This is a genomic window from Rhodococcus mengyinensis, from assembly GCF_048381435.1.
Classification (GTDB): Bacteria; Actinomycetota; Actinomycetes; order Mycobacteriales; family Mycobacteriaceae; genus Rhodococcus_F; species Rhodococcus_F opacus_D.
This window is the reverse complement of sequence record NZ_JBLWIT010000069.1, coordinates 1-19800: the sequence shown is the minus strand read 5'-3', so window position 1 is coordinate 19800 and position 19800 is coordinate 1. Positions and strand designations below refer to the sequence as shown.

Below are 19800 nucleotides of genomic sequence, written 5' to 3'. Positions count from 1 at the left end.
GTAACTAGCCCTTTCAGCGACCGCCCCGCTCCCGCCACACCTGACGGATGGGCCGCAACACCAACCCCATCTGCTTCCGCGTCTTCCCCCGCGTCACCAGAACACCCGTGATCGCCACGATCCAGACCGGGTACTGCACGAGCCAGGCCACCCGGAACGCGTCGAACGAGTACCCGCCCATCGCGTCGAGAATGAGACCCATCGCCTGGATGACCAGCAACGACGCCAGGAAGCCGCCGATGTTGACCATTCCCTGCGCCGTTCCCATGCTGGTGCTGGGATTGAACATGCGGGCGTAGTCGAAGCCGATCATGGAACCGGGGCCGCCCACCGAGATCACCATCACCAGCACGATCAGCAACCACATCGGCGCCGGGCCCGGCAGTGACAGGACGACGGTCCAGATCGCCGCGTTGCTGATCATGATGGCCAGCACCAGATAGGAGCGGCGCATCGGGAAGCGACCGCTGAGGATGCCGATGATCGGCCCGGCCACGATCGCCGAGATCACCGACAGGGTCAGCAGCGAACCGGCCTCCGCCGGCGACAATCCCTGCGCCGACCTCAGGTACGGCACACCCCACAGCAGGGCGAACGTGGTCATCGAGAACTGCGTGCCCATGTGGGTGAAGAACCCGAGCCGGGTGCCGGGACGGCCCCACACGGCGCGGATCTGTCTGCCCACCTCCCGCAGTCCGGCGGGCGCGGCCACCACCTCCAGACCGGGAGGCGCATTGCGGATGACGGAGACGGCGAGCACGAACGACAGCAAACCGAGCGACGCCGCGCTGCCGTACGCGAAACTCCAGCCCGGCCCGTTCAGCAACAGCATCAACGGCAGCGCCGACAGGATCTGACCGATCTGACCGAAGATGCCGGTCAGCTGCGACACGAGCGGGACCCGCCGCGGCGCGAACCACTGCGGCACCAGGCGCAGCACGGAGATGAACGTCATCGCGTCGCCGACGCCGACGAGAACGCGCGCGGCGACCGCCAGCGGCAGCGATTCGGTGAGCGCGAGGAGCATCTGCGCCGAGGCCATGATGAGGGCGCCCGCGGAAATCATGATCCGCGACCCGTACCGGTCGAGGAGCACACCGGCCGGGATCTGCATCCCCGCGTACACCACGATCTGAAGTACGACGAACCCCGACAACACACTCGGACTGATCGAAAATCGTTCCGTCGCCGCGAGGCCCGACACACCGAACGAGGTTCGGTGCAGGACGGCGACGATATAAGCGACAACCCCGACGCCCCACACCAACCACACTCTGCTCATCGCAGATCAAACTACCCCCCAGCAGGCATTACCCGCTGAGTGAAGTCACTCGCGACCCAGCGACACCCAGGTCGGATCGGCCGTGCGCTCGCCGACGGTGAGATCCGCGAGCAGGTCCAGACGCGCGATCTGCCCCTCGGTCAGCGTGAGTGCGAGCGCGCCGGCGTTCTCCGTGACGCGCGCCGCGAACCGGGTGCCCGGAATCGACACGGACGGCAACCCGAATTCGCGGCCCTTCGCATCGAGCCACGCCAGCGACACCTGGGCGGGCGTCGCGTCGAGCTCGGCAGCGACCTCGCGGACGACGTCGAGCACCTTGAGGTTCGCGGCAGCGCATCGTCGCCGAAACGCGGGAACCGGCGGCGCAGATCCTTGTCGCCCAGCGTGGCCGGGTCGTACGTTCCGGTGAGGAAGCCACGGCCCACCGGGGAGTACGGCACGAAGCCGATGCCCAGTTCGGCCGCCGCGGGAACCACGTGCTTCTCGACGTCGCGACTCCAGATGCTCCACTCGCTCTGGATCGCGGCGATCGGGTGCACCTGTGACGCGCGACGCAGTTCGTCGCCGGTCGCCTCCGACAGTCCGACGTTGCGGACCTTGCCTGCCTTCACCTGTTCCGCGATCGCGCCGACGGTGTCCTCGATGGGCACCTCGGGGTCGACGCGGTGCAGGTAGTAGAGATCGACGGTGTCGACGCCGAGCCGGGTCAGCGATTCGTCGAGGGCCTGCGCCACGTAGTCGGGCTTGCCGTTGATGCTGCGCCGGCCGTTCGCGATGTTGCCGACGAGACCGAACTTGGTGGCCAGCTGCACCTCGTCGCGGCGTTCCTTCAGCACCGTGCCCACCGCGATCTCACTCGCGCCGTCGCCGTACACGTTAGCCGTGTCGATGAACGTCACTCCGATGTCGATGGCGTGGTGGAGGGTCGCGAGCGCCTCCGCGGCATCGACGGGGCCGTACACGGGGGCGACGGACATGGCGCCGTAGCCCTGCGCGCTGACGGTGAGGCCTTCGGACAACTGCACGGTGGGGATGTTGGTCATGCGCCCCATCCTTCCCGAGCACCCCGACAGGTGCATCGTTTGGAATCGCGCTGATCGTGACCCGGCTGCCTCTACCCTGAAGGCATGGCATTCGACTGGTTCGAACTCGCCCGCATCGCCCACCGCGAGTTCGGTGCACGGGTCGCCGCGATCACCGACTGGTCGGCGCCGACCCCGGACCGTGAATGGGACGTCACCCAGCTGGTGCGGCACGTCATCGAGGAACAGCAGTGGGTTCCCCCACTACTTGCGGGGAAAACGGTCGGCGAAGCGACCCCGGACATCGAGCCCCTGCACGGCGACATGCGCTCGGAATGGCAGCGGTATTCGGACGCGGCCATCCACGCGTGGTCGTCGACCGACCCGCAGACGCAGGTCCACCTGTCCTACGGGACGGTGCCGCTGGAGCCGTATCTGCGGCAGCAGATCGCCGACGTCACCATCCACGCATGGGACCTCGCCAAGGCCACCGGATCCGACGACACACTCGACCCGCAACTCGTCGCCGGCGTCTGGTCGGATCTCGACGGCCAACGCGAGATGCTCTCCGAGAGCGGGCTGTTCGCCGACCCCGTCGACCTTCCGGACGACGCGCCGCTGCAGGACCGCCTGATCGCCCTGACCGGTCGCGATCCCCGGCAACGCATTTAACCAACCGCCGCGGAGGGTCCCGCCTACGCTGGGACACATGAGTACCCCGGATCCCAAACCCCGCAGCCGTGATGTCACCGACGGACTGGAGAAGACCGCAGCGCGCGGAATGCTCCGTGCGGTGGGCATGGGCGACGACGACTGGGGGAAATCCCAGATCGGCGTGGCGTCGTCCTGGAACGAGATCACCCCCTGCAACCTGTCGCTCGACCGGCTCGCGAAGGCCGTCAAGGACGGCGTCCACGCCGCAGGCGGATATCCCCTCGAGTTCGGCACCATCTCCGTGTCCGACGGCATCTCGATGGGACACGAGGGCATGCACTTCTCCCTCGTCTCCCGTGAGGTGATCGCCGACAGCGTGGAAACGGTGATGCAGGCCGAACGCCTCGACGGGTCGGTGCTGCTCGCCGGTTGCGACAAGTCCCTGCCCGGCATGCTGATGGCCGCGGCCCGCCTCGACCTCGCGAGCGTGTTCCTCTACGCCGGTTCGATCCTGCCGGGTGTCGCCAAACTGTCCGACGGCACCGAACGCGACGTCACCATCATCGACGCGTTCGAGGCGGTCGGCGCCTGTTCACGCGGACTGATGAGCCGTGAGGACGTCGACGCCATCGAACGTGCCATCTGTCCCGGCGAGGGCGCGTGCGGCGGAATGTACACCGCGAACACGATGGCCAGCGCCGCCGAGGCGCTCGGCATGTCACTGCCCGGCAGCGCCTCCCCGCCCGCCACCGACCGTCGTCGCGACGGATTCGCGAGGCGCAGCGGTGAAGCCGTCGTCGAACTGCTCCGCCGCGGCATCACCGCCAGGGACATCCTCACCAAGGAGGCGTTCGAGAACGCCATCGCCGTGGTCATGGCCTTCGGCGGTTCCACCAACGCCGTCCTGCACCTGCTGGCGATCGCGAGCGAAGCGGATGTGGAACTCACCCTCGACGACTTCTCCCGCGTCGGCGCCCGCGTCCCGCACCTCGCGGACGTCAAACCGTTCGGCAAGCACGTGATGAAGGACGTCGACCACATCGGTGGCGTCCCCGTCATCATGAAGGCCCTGCTCGACGCCGGGATGCTGCACGGCGACTGCCTCACCGTCACCGGCAAGACCATGGCCGAGAACCTGTCGGCCATCGCCCCTCCCGACCCGGACGGCAAGGTGCTCCGCGCGATGAGCTCGCCCATCCACCCGACCGGCGGGATCACGATCCTCAAGGGGTCCCTCGCCCCGGGCGGCGCGGTGGTGAAGTCGGCCGGGTTCGACTCCGACGTCTTCACCGGCACCGCCCGCGTCTTCGAACGGGAACGGGCCGCGATGGACGCCCTCGAGGACGGCACCATCACGAACGGCGACGTCGTGGTCATCCGCTACGAGGGTCCCAAGGGCGGACCCGGCATGCGCGAGATGCTCGCGATCACCGGCGCGATCAAGGGTGCCGGACTGGGCAAGGACGTCCTCCTGCTCACCGACGGCCGATTCTCCGGCGGCACCACCGGCCTGTGCGTCGGCCACGTGGCACCGGAGGCCGTCGACGGTGGTCCCATCGCGTTCGTCCGCGACGGCGACCAGATCCGGCTGGACGTCGGGACGGGCACCCTGGAATTGCTCGTCGACGAAGAGGAACTCGCCGGCCGCAAGAACGGGTGGGAGCCGCTGCCCCCGCGCTACACCCGCGGGGTCCTGGCCAAGTACACGAAGCTGGTCGGTTCCGCGTCGGGCGGCGCCGTCTGCGGGTAGGCGCTTCGCGCCCGTGCGCCTTTCTGGTTGTCCTGGCTACCAAAAAGGCGCACGGGCCCGGAGGGCCTAGATGGGCCGGAACCCGGCGCCGGGACCGCCGCTCGCGTTCATGTCGGCGATGATCGAGTTGAGGTTGGTGCCGATCTCCGGGCCGATGCACGGTGCCGCGAGGTAGGCGTTGACCATGGCCACCAGGGTGGTGCCGACGACCATCGGTGCGCCCGAGTCACCCTCGATCACGCAGGCCTGGGTCCACGTCTCCCCTGTCTGCATGAGGTCGCCGTAGACGATGCCGCAGGTGTTGCCCGTGGTGCGGCCTTCTTTGCACGCCACCTGCGGGAAGGCTGCCGGTGCGCCGATGTTGGTGATGGTGACGCCGCCGACCCTGTTGACCGGGACGACCTTCGCCGGGTCGAACTGGATCACCGCGTAGTCGAGAGCGGGATTGGAGACGACGAACGTTCCGACGATGCCGCTGTCCTGACTGGCTTCGGGCACCACGTAGGAGCCCGGTTCACCGCAGTGGCCCGCCGTCAGGCCGACGAGCCTGCCCGCGTTGTCGTGTCCGATGGTGGTGAGTGAGCAGACGAGTTCGTCGTTCACCACGATCCCCGAACCGCCCCCCAAGACGGCGGCCGGAGCTGCTGTCGCGGACCCCGCCGCAACGAATCCCAGAATTCCCGCTGTCGCCGCAACAACCGCCGCGAATCGTTTCAACATTTTTCGAACCTTCCCGGATGAGCCCCGACGGCCGCGTGTCTCCCCATAAGAATCCCACCCCACGCAAGACCTGTGGGGGGAATGCCGATGTAGAGACCGCGACCGTTACTCACCCGGGCGCTACTCGACGGCGCCGAGTGCCTCCAGTGCCTTGCGGGCGTCCTCGAGTTGCCGGCTCAGCTCGTCCACCCGGGCCGCCGCGAGGTTGCGTGCCGCCACGATGATCGACTCGACGGCCTCGATCGCCGTCTCCTCGCCGAGTTCCCGGACGGCGCGTTCGACGGCGTCCGGAGAGACGGGGACGGCCTTGCCGGGGCGCTTGGCGCCGTGCGCGACGGTGACGCTCCAGTCGTTGTCGGCGCCGGCGTGGATGGTGACACTGACCCCCGCGGGCACTTTCTTGCTGGTGCGTTTGGCCGGTGCCGCGGCGGGTTTCGGGACCGCGGCAGCGGCGGGCGCAGGCGTCGCGACGGTCTTCGCGGCGGGTGCCTTGGGGGCAGGGGGCGGGCCGGGTTCGATCTCCTGGTGCACGACCGGTGTCGCGCGGGCGGCGGGTGCGGGCGCAGGCTTGGGTGCCGGAATTCGTCTCATCAGAAGCTCCTCCGCTTCGAAGGGGAGCTCGTCGTCGACGCCCTTGGGTCGGATCAAGAGCGTATTGCCTTGCACCGAGATAACTTTCGCCGAGGCTCCGGCCTCGAGCCCGAGGCTGGGCATCGCCTCGCGCAGATACACGGTGGCCCGCTTACCTTCCGCGATCGCGGCAGCGAGGGTCTCGAGATTCTCCGCGGTCAGGTGATCCGGTGCGGCGGCACCGGAACGTCTACGGGGCGGCATGCGCTGTCCTTTCTGGTCTGTCTCCTGGTTACGCTCGTGAGCACCGCAACTCTCGCACACCCCACCGACGGTTCCGCATCGGACGGGCTCGCACAGTGGCAGATTGAGAGGGCGGACGCACCGGCGATCGTGCGGGCGGATCGAACGTAATGAGAGGAACGACGTGACCTCGGAAGCACCGGAGAACGGCGACGAGACCGCAACGACGACGCAGATCTCACCGAGCCTGCTCCGCGACGTCCAGGCCGATCTCGAGGAGTCGCTTCTGGGCGGGCCCCGCCGCTACACGCGGGCCGAGATCGCCGACTTCGCGGGGGTGTCCCTCGAACGGGCCGACCGCCTGTGGGTGTCGATGGGTTTCGCGGTCGACACCGACCCGGACGGCGTCATGTTCACCGAGGGGGACGCCGCCGCGTTGCGCACGATCGCGTCGCTCGTCGGTCAGGGGATCATCTCGCCGGAACGCGAGGTGGCGGCGGCTCGTGCTCTCGGCCAGTCGATGTCGCGGCTCGCCGAATGGCAGGTCTCGTTGATCAGCACCCACATCGTCGATCAGCTCGCGGGGTCCGCGGGCAGCGACGAGCAGGCCATCCGGGAGCAGGTGCGCGAACTCACCGCTGAGATCCTTCCAGCGGTCGAGTCGTTGCAGGCGTACGTGTGGCGCAGGCACATCGCCTCGACCACCGGTCGCAATGTCGGGAACCCCGGCGAGGAGGTCGCGAGCCGGAAACTGGTGGTCGGCTTTGCGGACATCGTCGGGTACACGTCGCTGACCCGTCAGCTCGGTGCCCGGGAACTGAGCGACCTTCTGGAACGATTCGAGTCGGCGTCGACGTCGGTCATCGGCCGGCATCAGGGGTGGGTGGTGAAGACGGTCGGCGACGAGGTGATGTTCGCCGTCGAGTCGCCGGCCGATGCGGCGGAGATCGCCCTGCAGCTGCAGGAGAAGGTTTTGCCGGACGAGGCGGACCCCGAACTGCGGGTAGGACTCGCGATGGGTCCGGTGCTCGTCCGGTTCGGCGACCTCTACGGCTCCGTCGTCAACACCGCGGCGCGACTCACCGGTTCGGCGCGTCCCGGCACGGTGCTGATCGACGAGGCGCTCGCCCACGAACTCGCCGACGCTCCCGGTTACTACCTCAAGCAGCTACGTCCACGACGCGTTCGAGGGATTCGACGACTCGAACAGTTCGTGCTGCGTCGAGACCGGGACGCCTAGCGACCGTCAGCTTCCGAAGGGAAGGGTTCCGGGCGGGATGGAGTATCCGCTGCTGCCGGCGGCGACGCCGCCCCAAGCACCGAGGAGCCAGTTGAGTGCATCAGTGATCATCGAGAAACCTTCCCACACCATTCATTCGATACGCGCGGCATCCGGTGCCGCGCGCACGTGCCACGGTAATGACGACGCGCGGAGCTGTCGACGTCACAACGCCTGAGCAGGCGGTATCTCGAGGAGCGTCGGCTTCGCGGGACCCGCGGCGACCTGGGCGGCGCGTGCGGCGAGGAAGTCGTCGACGATCTGCTCACACGCGGTCCGTCCCAGCGGGGTCAGGGTCGCGAGCCGGGTGAAGACGAGTGGTCCGATGAGTTGAGCGAGAGCGAGGTCGTAGTCGAATTCGCCGAGGCGTTCGGCCGCCTCCCGTGTGCCGAAGACCTGGTCGAATGCCGCCCGGTACTGCTCGACGATGGTCTGCCTCAGCGTCCGCAGTTCCGGTTTGTCCGACTCGACAGCGGTCGCGCTCGAGTAGTCGTCCAGCGCGGGGCCCATGCCGAGCCAGCACATGGCCGTCACGTTCATGGGGGCACTCTCTATGAGTTTCGCCTGACTGACCATCAGCTCGACCAGCCGGTCGCGGAGGTCGCCGTCGGCGGGCACGGTCGGCGCGGGTGGGAGCAGCCGCCCGAACGCCGCGGCGACCAGTTCGGTGCCGTTGCCGAAATGCCGGTAGAGCGTGGCCCGAGCCACGTTCGCCAGCTTGGTGACGGCGTCGATCGTCACGGCGTCGGTGCCACCCCTCGCGAGAAGAGTTGTCGCGGCGTCGAGAAGTCTCGCGCGAGAGCGCTGCCTGCGGGGATCCTGCTCGGTCATCTGCACCGCCCGTTCCTGCCACTGCCGCACCTCTTGTGAACTACCAGTCTACCAACGATACTGACAGTCTCGTTACTTCCACGGAGGGATTACATCGTGCGCTCTCGGGACTCCGCACCACCGCAGGACACCGAACAGAGCAACACCACCGGCTGGACCCTTCGGCAGATCTGGATGCTGACCGTCGCGTGCTGCGCGGTCGCACTCGTCGTTGCGGCGATGGCCGCACTGAACACCGCCCTGCCCGACCTCGCCCGCGACACCGGCGCCAGCCAGAGCCAGCTCACCTGGATCGTCGACGGCTACACCCTCACGCTCGCCGCACTCCTGCTTCCCGCCGGCGCACTCGGCGACCGCTACGGCCGCCGCGGCCTCCTCATGTTCGGACTGCTGATCTTCGGCCTGGGTGCCGCCATTCCGATCCTGAACGACAGCCCGGAGTGGATCATCGGGTCCCGCGCGGTCGCCGGCATCGGCGCGGCCTTCGTGATGCCGGCGACGCTGTCGCTGCTCACCGCCGGTTTTCCACTGTCCCAGCGCGGCCGGGCCGTCGGCATCTGGTCGGGTGTCGCCGGGTCGGGCGCGATCGCCGGACTGCTGGTCTCGGGACTGCTGCTCGAACAGTGGTCGTGGAAGGCGATCTTCGTGAGCCTCGCCGTGGTGTCCGGCCTCCTCTTCCTCACCGGATTCACCATCGCCTCCTCACGCCAGACCGACCAGGCGCCGCTCGACCTTCCCGGCACCGTGACGATCGCGGCGGCGGTGGGCCTGTTCGTGCTCGGCACAATCGAGGCGCCGCACCGCGGCTGGCTGGATCCCGCCGTCGTCGGGCTCATGGCGGGTGGCGTCGCCGCCGCGGTGGCGTTCGCGCTCGTCGAGTTGCGCCGCGAGCATCCGCTCCTCGACGTCCGGCTCTTCGCCAACCGCGCCTTCGGGTCGGGGTCGATGTCGTTGCTGATGCAGTTCCTCGCCATCCTCGGGCTCTTCTTCTTCGCGGTGCAGTACCTGCAACTGGTGCTGAGCTACTCGCCGCTGGAGTCGGCGCTCGCGCTCGCCCCCATCGCGGTACCGGTGATGATGCTGTCCGCGGGGATGCCGTTCGTCCTCCCCTATGTCGGCCTCCGCCCGTTGCTGTCCGTCGGCGCCGCGATTCTCGGTGTCGGAATCCTGCTGATGGTCCGGCTCGACGAGTACTCGAGTTACCCCCAGGTGGCTCTGCCGCTGGTCGTGGCCGCGTTCGGCATCGGCCTGTGCACGGCACCCGCCACCACCGCAATCGTGCAGAACACTCCCGATGAGAAACAGGGAGTGGCGTCCGCGGTCAACGACACGGCACGCGAGATCGGGGCGGCGATCGGCGTCGCACTGGCAGGCAGCATCTTGGCCGCGGGGTACGGCAGGCACGTCCAGCCGGCCGTCGACGCCGTCCCCGACGTCGCGAAGGAGCCCGTGTCGAGTTCCCTGGCCGCCGCGCTGCACGTCGCCCAGTCGGCGGGACCGCAGGGCGAGCAGCTCGCGAGCTTCGCCCGGAAAGCGTTCCTCGAGGGAATGGACGAGGCGTCCATCGCCCTGGCCTGCGTGTGCTTTGCGGCCGCGGTGGTGCTCGCGGTGTGGGCGCCGGGCCGGAAAGGGTCGTCTCCGGCGCCGCGGAAGGACGAGGAACTGGCCGACGTCGACTGATCGGACGTTGCCCTTGTGACCGCCGTCATTGTATCGTTCAGTATCAGTTACTGAATGTCACAGTTAGTTGACCGCCTAGTCACAGAACAAGGGGTAGTGATGACCGCATCGATCGTCGTCTCCGACCGCGAAGAGACCGCCCAGCGCTTGCTGGCGTCGTCGGCACGCAAGTCCTACGACCCGATGGTCGAGGTCGACTGGGAAGCACCGATCCCCGACGACAAGTTCGGTCTCACCCCCGAGTGGAGCACGCTGTACGGCACCGCCCTCTGGGACGAGATGACCGAAGAGCAGAAGATCGAGCTCACCAAGCACGAGGCCGCCAGTGTCTCCAGCGTCGGACTGTGGTTCGAGATCCTGCTCATGCAGATGCTGCTGCGCGACGTGTACGGCCGGGACAAGCACTCGCGCCACGTCCAGTTCGCGCTCACCGAGGTGGCCGACGAATGCCGCCACTCGGTGATGTTCGCCCGCGCCGGTGAACGCCTCAACATGCCGAGCTACGGCCCGCACCCCGCGATCCACAAGCTCGGACGCATCTGGGGCGGCTTCTTCCGGGGCGCCAACGCGTACGCCAGCGTGATGGCCGCCGAGGAGATCCTCGACATGATGCAGCGCGACTTCATGAAGGACGAGCGCGTCCAGCCCGTCACCCGAACGGTGAGCAAGATCCACGTCCTCGAAGAGGCCCGCCACATCCGCTTCGCCCGCGAAGAGGTCGGCCGCCGCATCGAGGGTGCCAGCTGGGCACGACTGCAGTTCGAGCGCCTCAACACCGCGGTGGTCGTGTACTTCGTGATGAAGAGCATGATCCGCAAGGACGTGTATGCGAACGCCGGACTCGACCCGGAGCGGGCCGCCGCCGAGGCCAAGAACAACCAGCACTACAAGGACACCGTTCGCACGTCCGGTTCCAAGTTGATGCAGTTCCTCGATGGCGTCGGCCTCGTCGGCGGTCCGTCCAAGCGCCTCTACAAGAGGGTCCATCTCCTCTGACTCATGTGGGGACGTGGTCCAGGTAGGACACACCGGTCGAGGTGATCTCGAGTACGCGCGCGGACGGAATGTCGAAGAACATTCCCGCGACGCGTACTCGACCCTCGGCCGCCGCCGCGCCGACGAGGGGATGGCGCCCGAGCGTTTGCACCTGGACCGCCACGTTCACCATGCCCAGCTGGTCGACCTCGTCGAATCCGAGTTCGGCCGCTGCCCGTGCCACCGGATGACCGCTGAGAAACGCGTTCCGGCTCGGCTGCGCGAACGTCAGCCACTGTTCGACGGCGTCGCGATCGGACCCGTCGGTCTCGGTCGGTGCACTCGCGAGCACGGCCTTCATAGCGCCGCAGCCGGAGTGGCCGCACACGATCACCGAGCTGACCTCGAGTTCGTCGAGGGCGAAGGCCAGTCCGGCCTCGACGGAGACGTCCTGCGTTCCGGTCGGGACGAGGTTGCCCACGTTGCGCACCGTGAACAGGTCTCCCGGACCGCTGCTGGTGATCACGTTCGGCACGATGCGTGAATCGGAGCAGGTGAGGAACAACGAGTCGGGGCGCTGCCCGTCCCGCAGTTCGTCGAGGTGCGGTTGCAGCTGAGCCGCGTTCCGCCGGTGATATTCCGACACTCCCGCGAGGACCGGCCGGAGTGCCGCCGGTGTGGTGGTGGAGTTCTCGGTGTCGGCGTGCCGCGGCTGCCAGCTCTTCCACGGGGCGAACCCGCGGGGGCTCACCACGCCGATGCCGCGCCGGGGCGGCGACGCGCCGACGGCGTCCATGTCGACGGGACCGAGCGCGTCGATCACGACCGTTCCGCCGTTCCGCTCGTGGTGACGCTTCCAGTCGTCGATCGCCTCGAACATGGCGTGGTCGAGGAAGTCGACCGCCAGTTCCACGGTGACGTGCGCGCCCTCGGGCACCTTCGCGAGGATCCCCGTCAACGCCGGCATGGACAGGAAGCTGCACGACCCCTCGACGGTCACGCGCCACCGCCCGGAATCCTCGGAGCCGACAGGTTCGGCCCGCATCTTGGGGTGGATGACCCGCCACAACAGCAGGACCACCGCGAGTGCGAGGCCGATGATCACGCCCTCGAGCAGGTTCAGGAAGACCACGCCGGCCACGGTCACGCCGTACACCCACAGGTCGCCGGTGCGCCGGGCCGTCCGCAGGTGAGCCATCTTGACGAGCTGGATGCCGATCACGATCAGGAGGCCGGCCAGGGCTGCCATCGGGATCTGCTCGACGAGTCCGGTGAGCAGCGCGGCGAAGACGAGGATCCACACGCCGTGCAGCACGGCGGACGCCCGGGTGCGCGCCCCGGCGGCCACGTTGGTGGAACTGCGCACGATCACACCGGTGACCGGCAGGCCGCCGATGAGACCCGAGAGCATGTTGGCCGAGCCCTGACCGACGAGTTCACGGTTGAACTCCGAACGCGTTCCGCCGTGCATCTTGTCGACGGAGACCGCGGACAACAGGCTCTCGACGCTCGCGATCAGCGCGACGGTGAGTACACCGGTGGCCACTGCGAGCCACGGGCCGTCCGGCATCGAAGGCAGTGCCACGGCGTCGAACAGGGAGCCGTCCAAAGTGATTCGATCGATGTCGAGTGGGAGGACAAGGGACAGAACGGTGGCGGCGACGACGGCGACCAGCGGGCCGGGGAGCACCTGCAGCTTGCCGGGGATCTTCTTCCAGAACAGCAGGACGGCGATGACCACCGATCCCACGAGGACGTCGCCGTAGCGGGCGGACGTCAGCTGGCCGGGGAGCTGAGTGATGTTCTCGACGGTCGAGCTGTGCGAGCTACCACCGAGTAGGACGTGAATCTGCTGGAGGGCGATCGTGATTCCGATGCCGGCCAGCATGGCGTGGACCACGACCGGTGCGATGGCCAGGGCCGCACGGGCAATTCTACTGAGCCCGAAGATGATTTGAAGGAATCCGGCCGCGACGGTGATCGCGCACGTGGCCTTCCAGCCGAATGTGGCGACCAATTCTGCTACCACCACGGTCAATCCGGCAGCAGGACCGCTGACCTGGAGTGGTGAGCCACCGATGGAACCCGCCACCACACCGCCGACGATCGCCGCGATGAGCCCCGCCATGATCGGGGCGTCGGACGCGATCGCGATACCGAGCGACAGTGGTAGTGCGACGAGGAAGACGACGAGCGACGCGGGTAGGTCGTATCGCGCGTTATCTCGCAACCTTTCGCCGAGGGTCGGTCCGGGGGCGGGTGCACCGGATGGGGGTGCTTTCTCGTTCTCGAGGATCGACATGACGACACCTTACGGGCGGAGAACGACGAAACGCCCGAAACGGACGGGGTCTTGTGGCATGTGTCACTGTGACAGCACTTTTCGCCCAGTTGAATCGAAAACTATTGGACAACAGTCCATTACATGAAGCTTAAAGTTCACAAAGTTCACGTCGCCCGCTCTCACACTGTGAGACGTGCCGGTCACCGAGGGAAAACGGTGACCGGCACGGCCGGTCGGACCTAGACGGACGTGGGCACGACAACCAGTGCCCAGACGAACATCGGGGCCGACAGCACGATCAGACCACAGTAGGCGAGCATCTTGCGCTGGAAACGGCCCTTGTCCTCGACCTGCGCGTTGGCGAGCACCATCACGCCGTTCGTCGAGAACGGGCTGACGTCGACCACCGTCGCGGAGAATGCCAGGGCCGCGACGAATCCCACGGCGCCGACCTCTCCCATCGCGAGCATCGGCGCGGCGAGGGGCAACGCGATGCCGAGGGTACCGATCGACGATCCGAACGCGGAGATGATCGCAACCGCGTAGCAGAGGATCAACGCGGTCAGCAACGGCGATCCGAGAGCCGACGCCGCATCGCCGAGGAAGTCGAGCGTGCCGTTCTGCGTCATGACCGCCATGTAGGTGAGCATCCCGCACACGAGCACCACGGCCGGCCATGCCACGTTGTCGATGACCTTGGGGTGTGACTTGGGCGCCATCAGCAGCAGCACCGCACTGATGCAGATCGAGCTGACGCCGACGTCGATTCCGAACACGACCGACCCGACGACGAGAAAGCCGATGCCGGCGAGCGTCGCGAACCGGTACCGATTCATCTTCACCGGCTTCACACCTTCGTGGATCAGCGCCTCCTCGATGACCTCGCGATCGGTGAGGGTCGCGGTGTTCCCGCCCGGGCCGTTGCCCGACGCCACGCCCCCGGACGGTCGACGTGAGGAACCGCCGAATCCTCCGCCGTCGGGCGTCTCCTCGACAGGGCGGGGAGTGCGGCGACCGATCAGGTCGAGGCCGTAGATCAGGAACAGCACGATCGCGATGGCCAGGTTGAGGACGAACGGCAGAGCGAACAGGACCAGGGGATTCGATCCGACGCCGGTCGAGTCCATCAGCCCGTTGATGAACGCGCCGTAGAGATTGATGGGCGAGAACGCGCAGGCCAGGGCACCGTGGCTGATGACCATGCCCATCAGGAACGGGTTGATCTTGTTCTTGGCCGCGAGAGGCATCGCGATGGGGGCGAGCATCCCGACCGCGAGGACGGACCCGAGGGCCATCAGCAGTCCGGACAGCAGGAACATCATCCACAGGATCGCCCACCGCCTGCCGCGCACGAGTCGGAGCGAGGCCTCGATGACGAGGTCGATGGTCCCGTTCGTCTTGGCTATGGCGAACAGCAGCGTGATGCCGCCGACGATGATGAACGTGCTGCCGGGGAAGGCGTCGATGATGTCCTCGACCGGGATCCCGGACACCCAGCCGCCGATGACGAACGCTCCGGCGAACGCGAGGATGCCCATGTTGATCGGGGTGAGGGTCGCCACTGTGAAGATCGCGATCAGAGCGACGATGGAGATTGTGTAGACCATGGTCGGCCTTTCGAGGTGAGTTCGCAGATCACACTGCGGTGAGGGGCCGAGCTTGGGCCAGAGCGTGTTTCACGGTGTCGACGGCGAGGCCGAGGGCCTGCTGATCGATACCCGTGTCGATGTCGTGCGCGTGCAGGTGCGCGACCAGTTCCTCGGTGGCGAGGTTGCCGTGGGCGCCGGGCGCGAACGGGCAGCCACCGTACCCGCCGATGGCGCTGTCGAAGTGCGTGATGCCGAGCTGCCGGTGCGCGGCGATCACGGTGCCCAGGGCCTGACCGTGCGCGTTGTGGAGGTGCAGGCTCAGTTCGATGTCGGGGAGGGCGTCGCGTACCGCCCCGGCCGATGCGAGCACCTGCTCGGTGGTGGCCGTCCCCAGCGTGTCGGCCAGCCCGAGCCGGCGCACACCCATTGCGGCCATCGCGCTGGCCACCCGTACCAGTGTGGCGGGGGCGATGACGCCCTCGAACGGACAGACGAACGCGGTCGACACACCTCCGAGGAAACTCCGGTCCGGGTACTTCTGCAATGCCTCGGCAAGTCCGTGCAGCGCCTCGTCCGGGTTCCGGCCCGTGTTCGCCGTGCTGTGCCCGGCGCTGGCGGACGTCACGACCTGGATCTCGTCGATGCCGGTCGCGATCGCACGGTGCACCCCGCGCGGGTTGAGTGCCAGAGCGCTGTACGTGACCGACGGGTCGGTGCGGGGCAGCCGGGCGATGACGTCGTCGGCGTCCGCCATCTGCGGAACACGCGTGGGTGAGACGAACGATGCCGCTTCGATGTGCTTCACACCGGCGGCGACGAGGGCGTCCGCGACGGCGATCTTGTGGTCGGTGGAGACGACGACATCCTCGTCCTGCAGTCCGTCTCGCAGCACGACATCCGTTATGGTGACTGACATTTCACTTTCCTCCGGTTCAGATGACGTTGCGGGCGCGGTAGTCGTCGAGCTGATCACCCGACAAATTCAGCAGTCCGCCGAGGATCTCGTCGGTGTGCTCACCCAGCTCGGGGCCGGCCCAGCGGATCTGCGTGGGTTCGCCGTCGAGTTGCGGGACCACTCCGGGGAAGCGCACCTCTTCGGGTTCCCCGTCGACGGACACCTTCAGGCTCTGCAGCATGCCGCGGGCGTTGTAGTGCTCGTCGTCGGCGATCTGCACGGCGTCGTACACCTCGCCCACGGGCACACCGGCGGCGCCGAGTTCGGCGACGACGTCGCGGGGGCGACGCACCGACGTCCACGACGAGATGGCCTCGTCGAGTTCGGTTTCCCGACGGAATCGCTGATCACCGTCGGCGAGTTCGGGATCGTCGGCGAGATCGCCACGCCCCACGGCCTGCATCAACCGGCCGAACACGCCACTCGAGTTGCCGGCGATCATGACGGAGCCACCGTCGCACGGATAGACGCCGCTGGGCACCACGCCGGGCAGGTTGCCCGCGGTCCGTTCTCGGACCATGCCGTACGCGTCGTAGTCGGGGACGAGGGATTCCATCGCCATGAACACCGATTCGTAGAGGGCCACGTCCGCGACGCGCGGGGTCGAGTGATCGCCCTGCCTTGCCTTGGCCAGCAACATCATCAGGGCGCCGATCGCGCCGTGCAGTCCGGCGAGCGTGTCGGCGATGGGGGCGGCCGCCCGGACCGATTGACGGTCCGGATAGCCGGTGACGTGCCGCAGTCCGCCGAAGGCCTCGGCGACGCCGCCGAAGCCGGTGCGCTCCCGGTACGGGCCCGTCTGCCCGTAGCCGGAGATCCGGACCAGCACGATGTCGGGGTTGGCGGCCGTCAGCTGGTCGGGCCCGATTCTCCACCGCTCGAGCGTCCCTGGACGGAAGTTCTCGATGACGACATCCGACTTCGCGGCGAGGTCGAGAATGATCGCGCGGCCCTCGTCGGTCCGGAGGTCGAGGGTGACGGACCGCTTATTGCGCGCGATCGTGCGGAACATCATCGACGTCGCGCCGCGGCGGCGACGCCAGCCCCGCAGTTCGTCGCCGACGCCCGGTCGCTCGATCTTGACGACCTCGGCGCCGAAGTCGGCGAAGATGCGGCTCGCCATGGGGGCTGCGATGAAGTTGCCGAGTTCCAGCACACGGATGCCGTGCAGTGGGCCGTTCTCTGGGACCTGCATGTGAGAGTTCTCCCTCGTCGATCTGTACTGGATGACGACTGGGTTCCTACCTGCTAATTCTCATTATTTGGCAGTTGGATTCCCGTCTGATAAGAATGACGGTAGTGGTAGCAGTCACAATTGGCAATGCCCGGAGTCCGCGCCACACGACAATGGACGACGGGACGCTGCGAAATGCAGCAGGAATCCGCTGCTCGACAGGAGGAGAACACGGTGAGAGAACCACACGTCGTTGCGATCGATGGACGTTCGCCGCGCGCGGAGAAGACCACGTGGGTCGCGCCGACCGCCGCGGTGATCGGCGCCGCAACACTCGGCGCGGAGACCAGCGTCTGGTACGGCGCGGTGCTGCGTGCCGATTGCGATTCCATCACCCTCGGCGAGGGCAGCAACATTCAGGACGGAGTGGCCGTTCACGTCGATCCGGGCTTCCCCGTCGTCGTCGGCCGGGACGTCAGTGTGGGGCACAACGCCGTCCTGCACGGCTGCACCGTGGGAGACGGCGCCCTCGTGGGCATGGGGGCCACCGTCCTCAACGGAGCGGTGATCGGCGAGCAGTCGCTGGTCGCCGCCGGCGCGCTGGTACTCGAGGGCACGCGAATTCCGCCGCGCTCACTCGTCGCCGGCGTGCCCGCGAAGGTGCGTCGCGAACTGACCGACGACGAGGTGGCCCACAACGCCGCCAACGCCGCGGTCTACCGTCAACTGGCGCAGCAACATCGGTCGGCGGACGTCACCACGTTCGACATCGCCTGAGCGACTCAGTCGCCCGGGACGGATTTCTCGATCTGCCGCGCGGCGGCGACGACCGCGCGGCCCATCGACGCACCCAGGTTCTTCCCCATCCGCCCCTCGGGACCCGACACGCAGACGGCGGCCACGATCTCGTCGTGCCTGCGGACCGGCGCACTGATAGACGCGGATCCCGGTGTCCGTTCCGAAACCGACACCCACCAACCCGATTTCACGGCTTCGGGGTCGGCCTCCCAGTCTCCGGACAGCACGTGGCCGCTCGACCCCTGCGGTAGCGGGACCAACGTTCCGACTGGCAGTGCCACCCGCAGTTCGTGCTGGGAATCGACGCTCGCGGCGCAGAGACGGGATTCGCCCCGGCGAACCCACAACTGCGCGGATTCCCCTGTCGTTTCACTCAATTCCCGCAGCGCCGGGATCGCGAGGTCGCTCAACGCCGTGGTGACGAATCGCTGCCCCAGATAGAATCGGCCTTCCTGATCCTTGCGCAGGAGGCCGTGCTTGACCATGTCGGTCGCCAGCCGGTACGTGGTCGAGAGGGACAGGTCGAGTTCACGGGCGAGGTCGCTCGCGCCCATCGGGCTCGACTCGACGACGTCGAGGATCGCCACCGCACGGGCGAGCACTCCGACGCCGATCTCACTCCGCGCAACCATCGCAGTCCATTTCTATTGCCCCATTGAAGTATTCAGATTGTATAGGAAAGCCGGTGCGCGACCACCCGCATCCGTCGATGCGGCTAGTTGTCCGGGTGTCGGTTGACGACCGGATCGGGGCCCGGTTACCTCTGTGTCAGGCATTCGCCACTCCCCCGGTGCGCAGTCGCACGCACATCCCCGGTATCCGAAAACCCTTGCCAGGAAAGGCACCATCATGACGATCGAGCAGACTCTCACCGACAAGGAACGCCTGGCAGGTCTCGACCTCGGCCAGCTCGAGCAACTGGTCGGGCTCGTCGAGTACGACGGCACCCGCGACCCGTTCCCGGTCAGCGGCTGGGACGCCGTCGTCTGGGTGGTCGGCAACGCCACCCAGACCGCCCACTACTTCCAGTCCGCGTTCGGGATGACCCTCGTCGCCTACTCCGGACCCACCACCGGCAACCGCGACCACCACAGTTTCGTCCTCGAATCCGGCGCCGTCCGCTTCGTCATCAAAGGCGCCGTGAACCCGGACAGCCCCCTGATCGAGCACCACCGCACCCACGGCGACGGCGTCGTCGACATCGCCCTCGCCGTCCCCGACGTCGACAAGTGCATCGCCCACGCCCGCGCCCAGGGCGCCACCGTCCTCGACGAACCGCACGAGGTGACCGACGAGCACGGCACCGTCCGCCTCGCCGCGATCGCCACCTACGGCGACACCCGCCACACCCTCGTCGACCGCAGCAACTACACCGGCCCCTACCTGCCCGGCTACACCTCGCGGGCGTCGTCGCACACCAAACGGGACGGCGCCCCCAAGCGGCTGTTCCAGGCCCTCGACCACGTCGTCGGCAACGTCGAACTCGGCAAGATGGACCACTGGGTCGACTTCTACAACCGAGTCATGGGCTTTACGAACATGGCCGAGTTCGTCGGCGAGGACATCGCCACCGACTACTCCGCCCTGATGTCCAAGGTCGTCTCCAACGGCAACCACCGGGTCAAGTTCCCCCTCAACGAACCCGCCCTCGCCAAGAAACGCTCGCAGATCGACGAATACCTCGACTTCTACCGCGGTCCCGGCGCCCAGCACCTGGCGCTGGCCACCAATGACATCCTCACCGCCGTCGACCAGCTCACCGCCGAGGGCGTCGAATTCCTGGCCACCCCCGACTCCTACTACGAGGACCCCGACCTGCGGGCCCGGATCGGCAACGTCCGCGCCCCGATCGCCGAACTGCAGAAACGCGGCATCCTCGTCGACCGCGACGAGGACGGCTACCTGCTGCAGATCTTCACCAAACCCCTCGTCGACCGCCCCACCGTGTTCTTCGAACTCATCGAACGCCACGGCTCCCTCGGCTTCGGCATCGG

Annotated in this window: 16 protein-coding genes and 1 pseudogene; 7 read left to right on the top strand and 10 right to left on the bottom strand. The window is 67.5% G+C overall.

Annotated features, from left to right (window positions below; all coding sequences use genetic code 11):
• Positions 1-13: 13 nt before the first annotated feature.
• Together ACNJ7E_RS13775 and ACNJ7E_RS13770 are read right to left on the bottom strand one after the other, a co-directional pair.
• Positions 14-1282, bottom strand: a complete 1269-nt coding sequence (locus ACNJ7E_RS13775) for an MFS transporter (protein WP_280778511.1) — start codon at positions 1280-1282, stop codon at positions 14-16.
• 45 nt (positions 1283-1327) lie between these two features.
• A pseudogene (locus ACNJ7E_RS13770) lies at positions 1328-2334 on the bottom strand (aldo/keto reductase).
• Between the two features lie 75 nt (positions 2335-2409).
• On the opposite strand from ACNJ7E_RS13770, the gene ACNJ7E_RS13765 reads away from it, so the two are divergent.
• Together ACNJ7E_RS13765 and ilvD are read left to right on the top strand one after the other, a co-directional pair.
• Positions 2410-2976, top strand: coding sequence for a TIGR03086 family metal-binding protein (locus ACNJ7E_RS13765; RefSeq protein ID WP_280778513.1), 567 nt, complete (start codon positions 2410-2412; stop codon positions 2974-2976).
• 37 nt (positions 2977-3013) lie between these two features.
• Positions 3014-4708 (top strand): dihydroxy-acid dehydratase, encoded by a 1695-nt coding sequence (ilvD, locus tag ACNJ7E_RS13760; RefSeq protein WP_065489475.1) that lies wholly within the window; start codon positions 3014-3016, stop codon positions 4706-4708.
• Between the two features lie 66 nt (positions 4709-4774).
• Here the strand turns inward: ilvD and ACNJ7E_RS13755 are convergent, their stop codons facing one another.
• Positions 4775-5428 carry a S1 family peptidase gene (locus tag ACNJ7E_RS13755; protein ID WP_280778516.1) on the bottom strand — a complete coding sequence of 218 codons (654 nt, stop codon included), beginning with the start codon at positions 5426-5428 and terminating at the stop codon, positions 4775-4777.
• 120 nt (positions 5429-5548) lie between these two features.
• On the bottom strand, positions 5549-6262 hold the full coding sequence (locus ACNJ7E_RS13750; RefSeq protein ID WP_280778517.1) for a DUF6319 family protein: 714 nt from the start codon (positions 6260-6262) through the stop codon (positions 5549-5551).
• Between the two features lie 163 nt (positions 6263-6425).
• On the opposite strand from ACNJ7E_RS13750, the gene ACNJ7E_RS13745 reads away from it, so the two are divergent.
• Entirely contained in the window at positions 6426-7481 is a 1056-nt protein-coding gene (locus ACNJ7E_RS13745) for an adenylate/guanylate cyclase domain-containing protein (protein WP_280778518.1), read from the top strand.
• A 204-nt stretch (positions 7482-7685) separates the two neighbouring features.
• On the opposite strand, the gene ACNJ7E_RS13740 is transcribed toward ACNJ7E_RS13745, so the two are convergent.
• Positions 7686-8357: a TetR/AcrR family transcriptional regulator gene (locus ACNJ7E_RS13740; RefSeq protein WP_280778520.1), complete on the bottom strand. Its 672-nt coding sequence runs from the start codon at positions 8355-8357 to the stop codon at positions 7686-7688.
• 90 nt (positions 8358-8447) lie between these two features.
• On the opposite strand from ACNJ7E_RS13740, the gene ACNJ7E_RS13735 reads away from it, so the two are divergent.
• Together ACNJ7E_RS13735 and ACNJ7E_RS13730 are read left to right on the top strand one after the other, a co-directional pair.
• Positions 8448-10031: an MFS transporter gene (locus tag ACNJ7E_RS13735; RefSeq protein ID WP_418340124.1), complete on the top strand. Its 1584-nt coding sequence runs from the start codon at positions 8448-8450 to the stop codon at positions 10029-10031.
• Between the two features lie 99 nt (positions 10032-10130).
• A complete protein-coding gene (locus ACNJ7E_RS13730) occupies positions 10131-11027 on the top strand; it encodes an AurF N-oxygenase family protein (protein ID WP_005255915.1) in 897 nt (298 codons plus the stop codon).
• Position 11028: 1 nt separating this feature from the next.
• Here ACNJ7E_RS13730 and ACNJ7E_RS13725 read toward each other — a convergent pair whose 3' ends face one another.
• The 4 genes from ACNJ7E_RS13725 to ACNJ7E_RS13710 form a co-directional block, all read right to left on the bottom strand.
• Positions 11029-13308, bottom strand: coding sequence for a SulP family inorganic anion transporter (locus ACNJ7E_RS13725; protein WP_418340123.1), 2280 nt, complete (start codon positions 13306-13308; stop codon positions 11029-11031).
• 221 nt (positions 13309-13529) lie between these two features.
• Entirely contained in the window at positions 13530-14897 is a 1368-nt protein-coding gene (locus ACNJ7E_RS13720; protein WP_280778525.1) for an SLC13 family permease, read from the bottom strand.
• Between the two features lie 28 nt (positions 14898-14925).
• A complete protein-coding gene (locus ACNJ7E_RS13715; protein WP_280778526.1) occupies positions 14926-15795 on the bottom strand; it encodes a hydroxymethylglutaryl-CoA lyase in 870 nt (289 codons plus the stop codon).
• A 16-nt stretch (positions 15796-15811) separates the two neighbouring features.
• Positions 15812-17029, bottom strand: a complete 1218-nt coding sequence (locus ACNJ7E_RS13710; RefSeq protein WP_418340122.1) for a CaiB/BaiF CoA transferase family protein — start codon at positions 17027-17029, stop codon at positions 15812-15814.
• A 213-nt stretch (positions 17030-17242) separates the two neighbouring features.
• On the opposite strand from ACNJ7E_RS13710, the gene ACNJ7E_RS13705 reads away from it, so the two are divergent.
• Entirely contained in the window at positions 17243-17785 is a 543-nt protein-coding gene (locus ACNJ7E_RS13705) for a gamma carbonic anhydrase family protein (RefSeq protein ID WP_196775237.1), read from the top strand.
• 5 nt (positions 17786-17790) lie between these two features.
• Here the strand turns inward: ACNJ7E_RS13705 and ACNJ7E_RS13700 are convergent, their stop codons facing one another.
• Positions 17791-18438 (bottom strand): IclR family transcriptional regulator, encoded by a 648-nt coding sequence (locus ACNJ7E_RS13700; protein ID WP_418340121.1) that lies wholly within the window; start codon positions 18436-18438, stop codon positions 17791-17793.
• A 217-nt stretch (positions 18439-18655) separates the two neighbouring features.
• Between ACNJ7E_RS13700 and hppD the strand changes: the two genes are divergently transcribed.
• Positions 18656-19800, top strand: a 1145-nt coding sequence (gene hppD / locus ACNJ7E_RS13695) for a 4-hydroxyphenylpyruvate dioxygenase (protein ID WP_418340118.1), incomplete at its 3' end; no start/stop codon positions are given.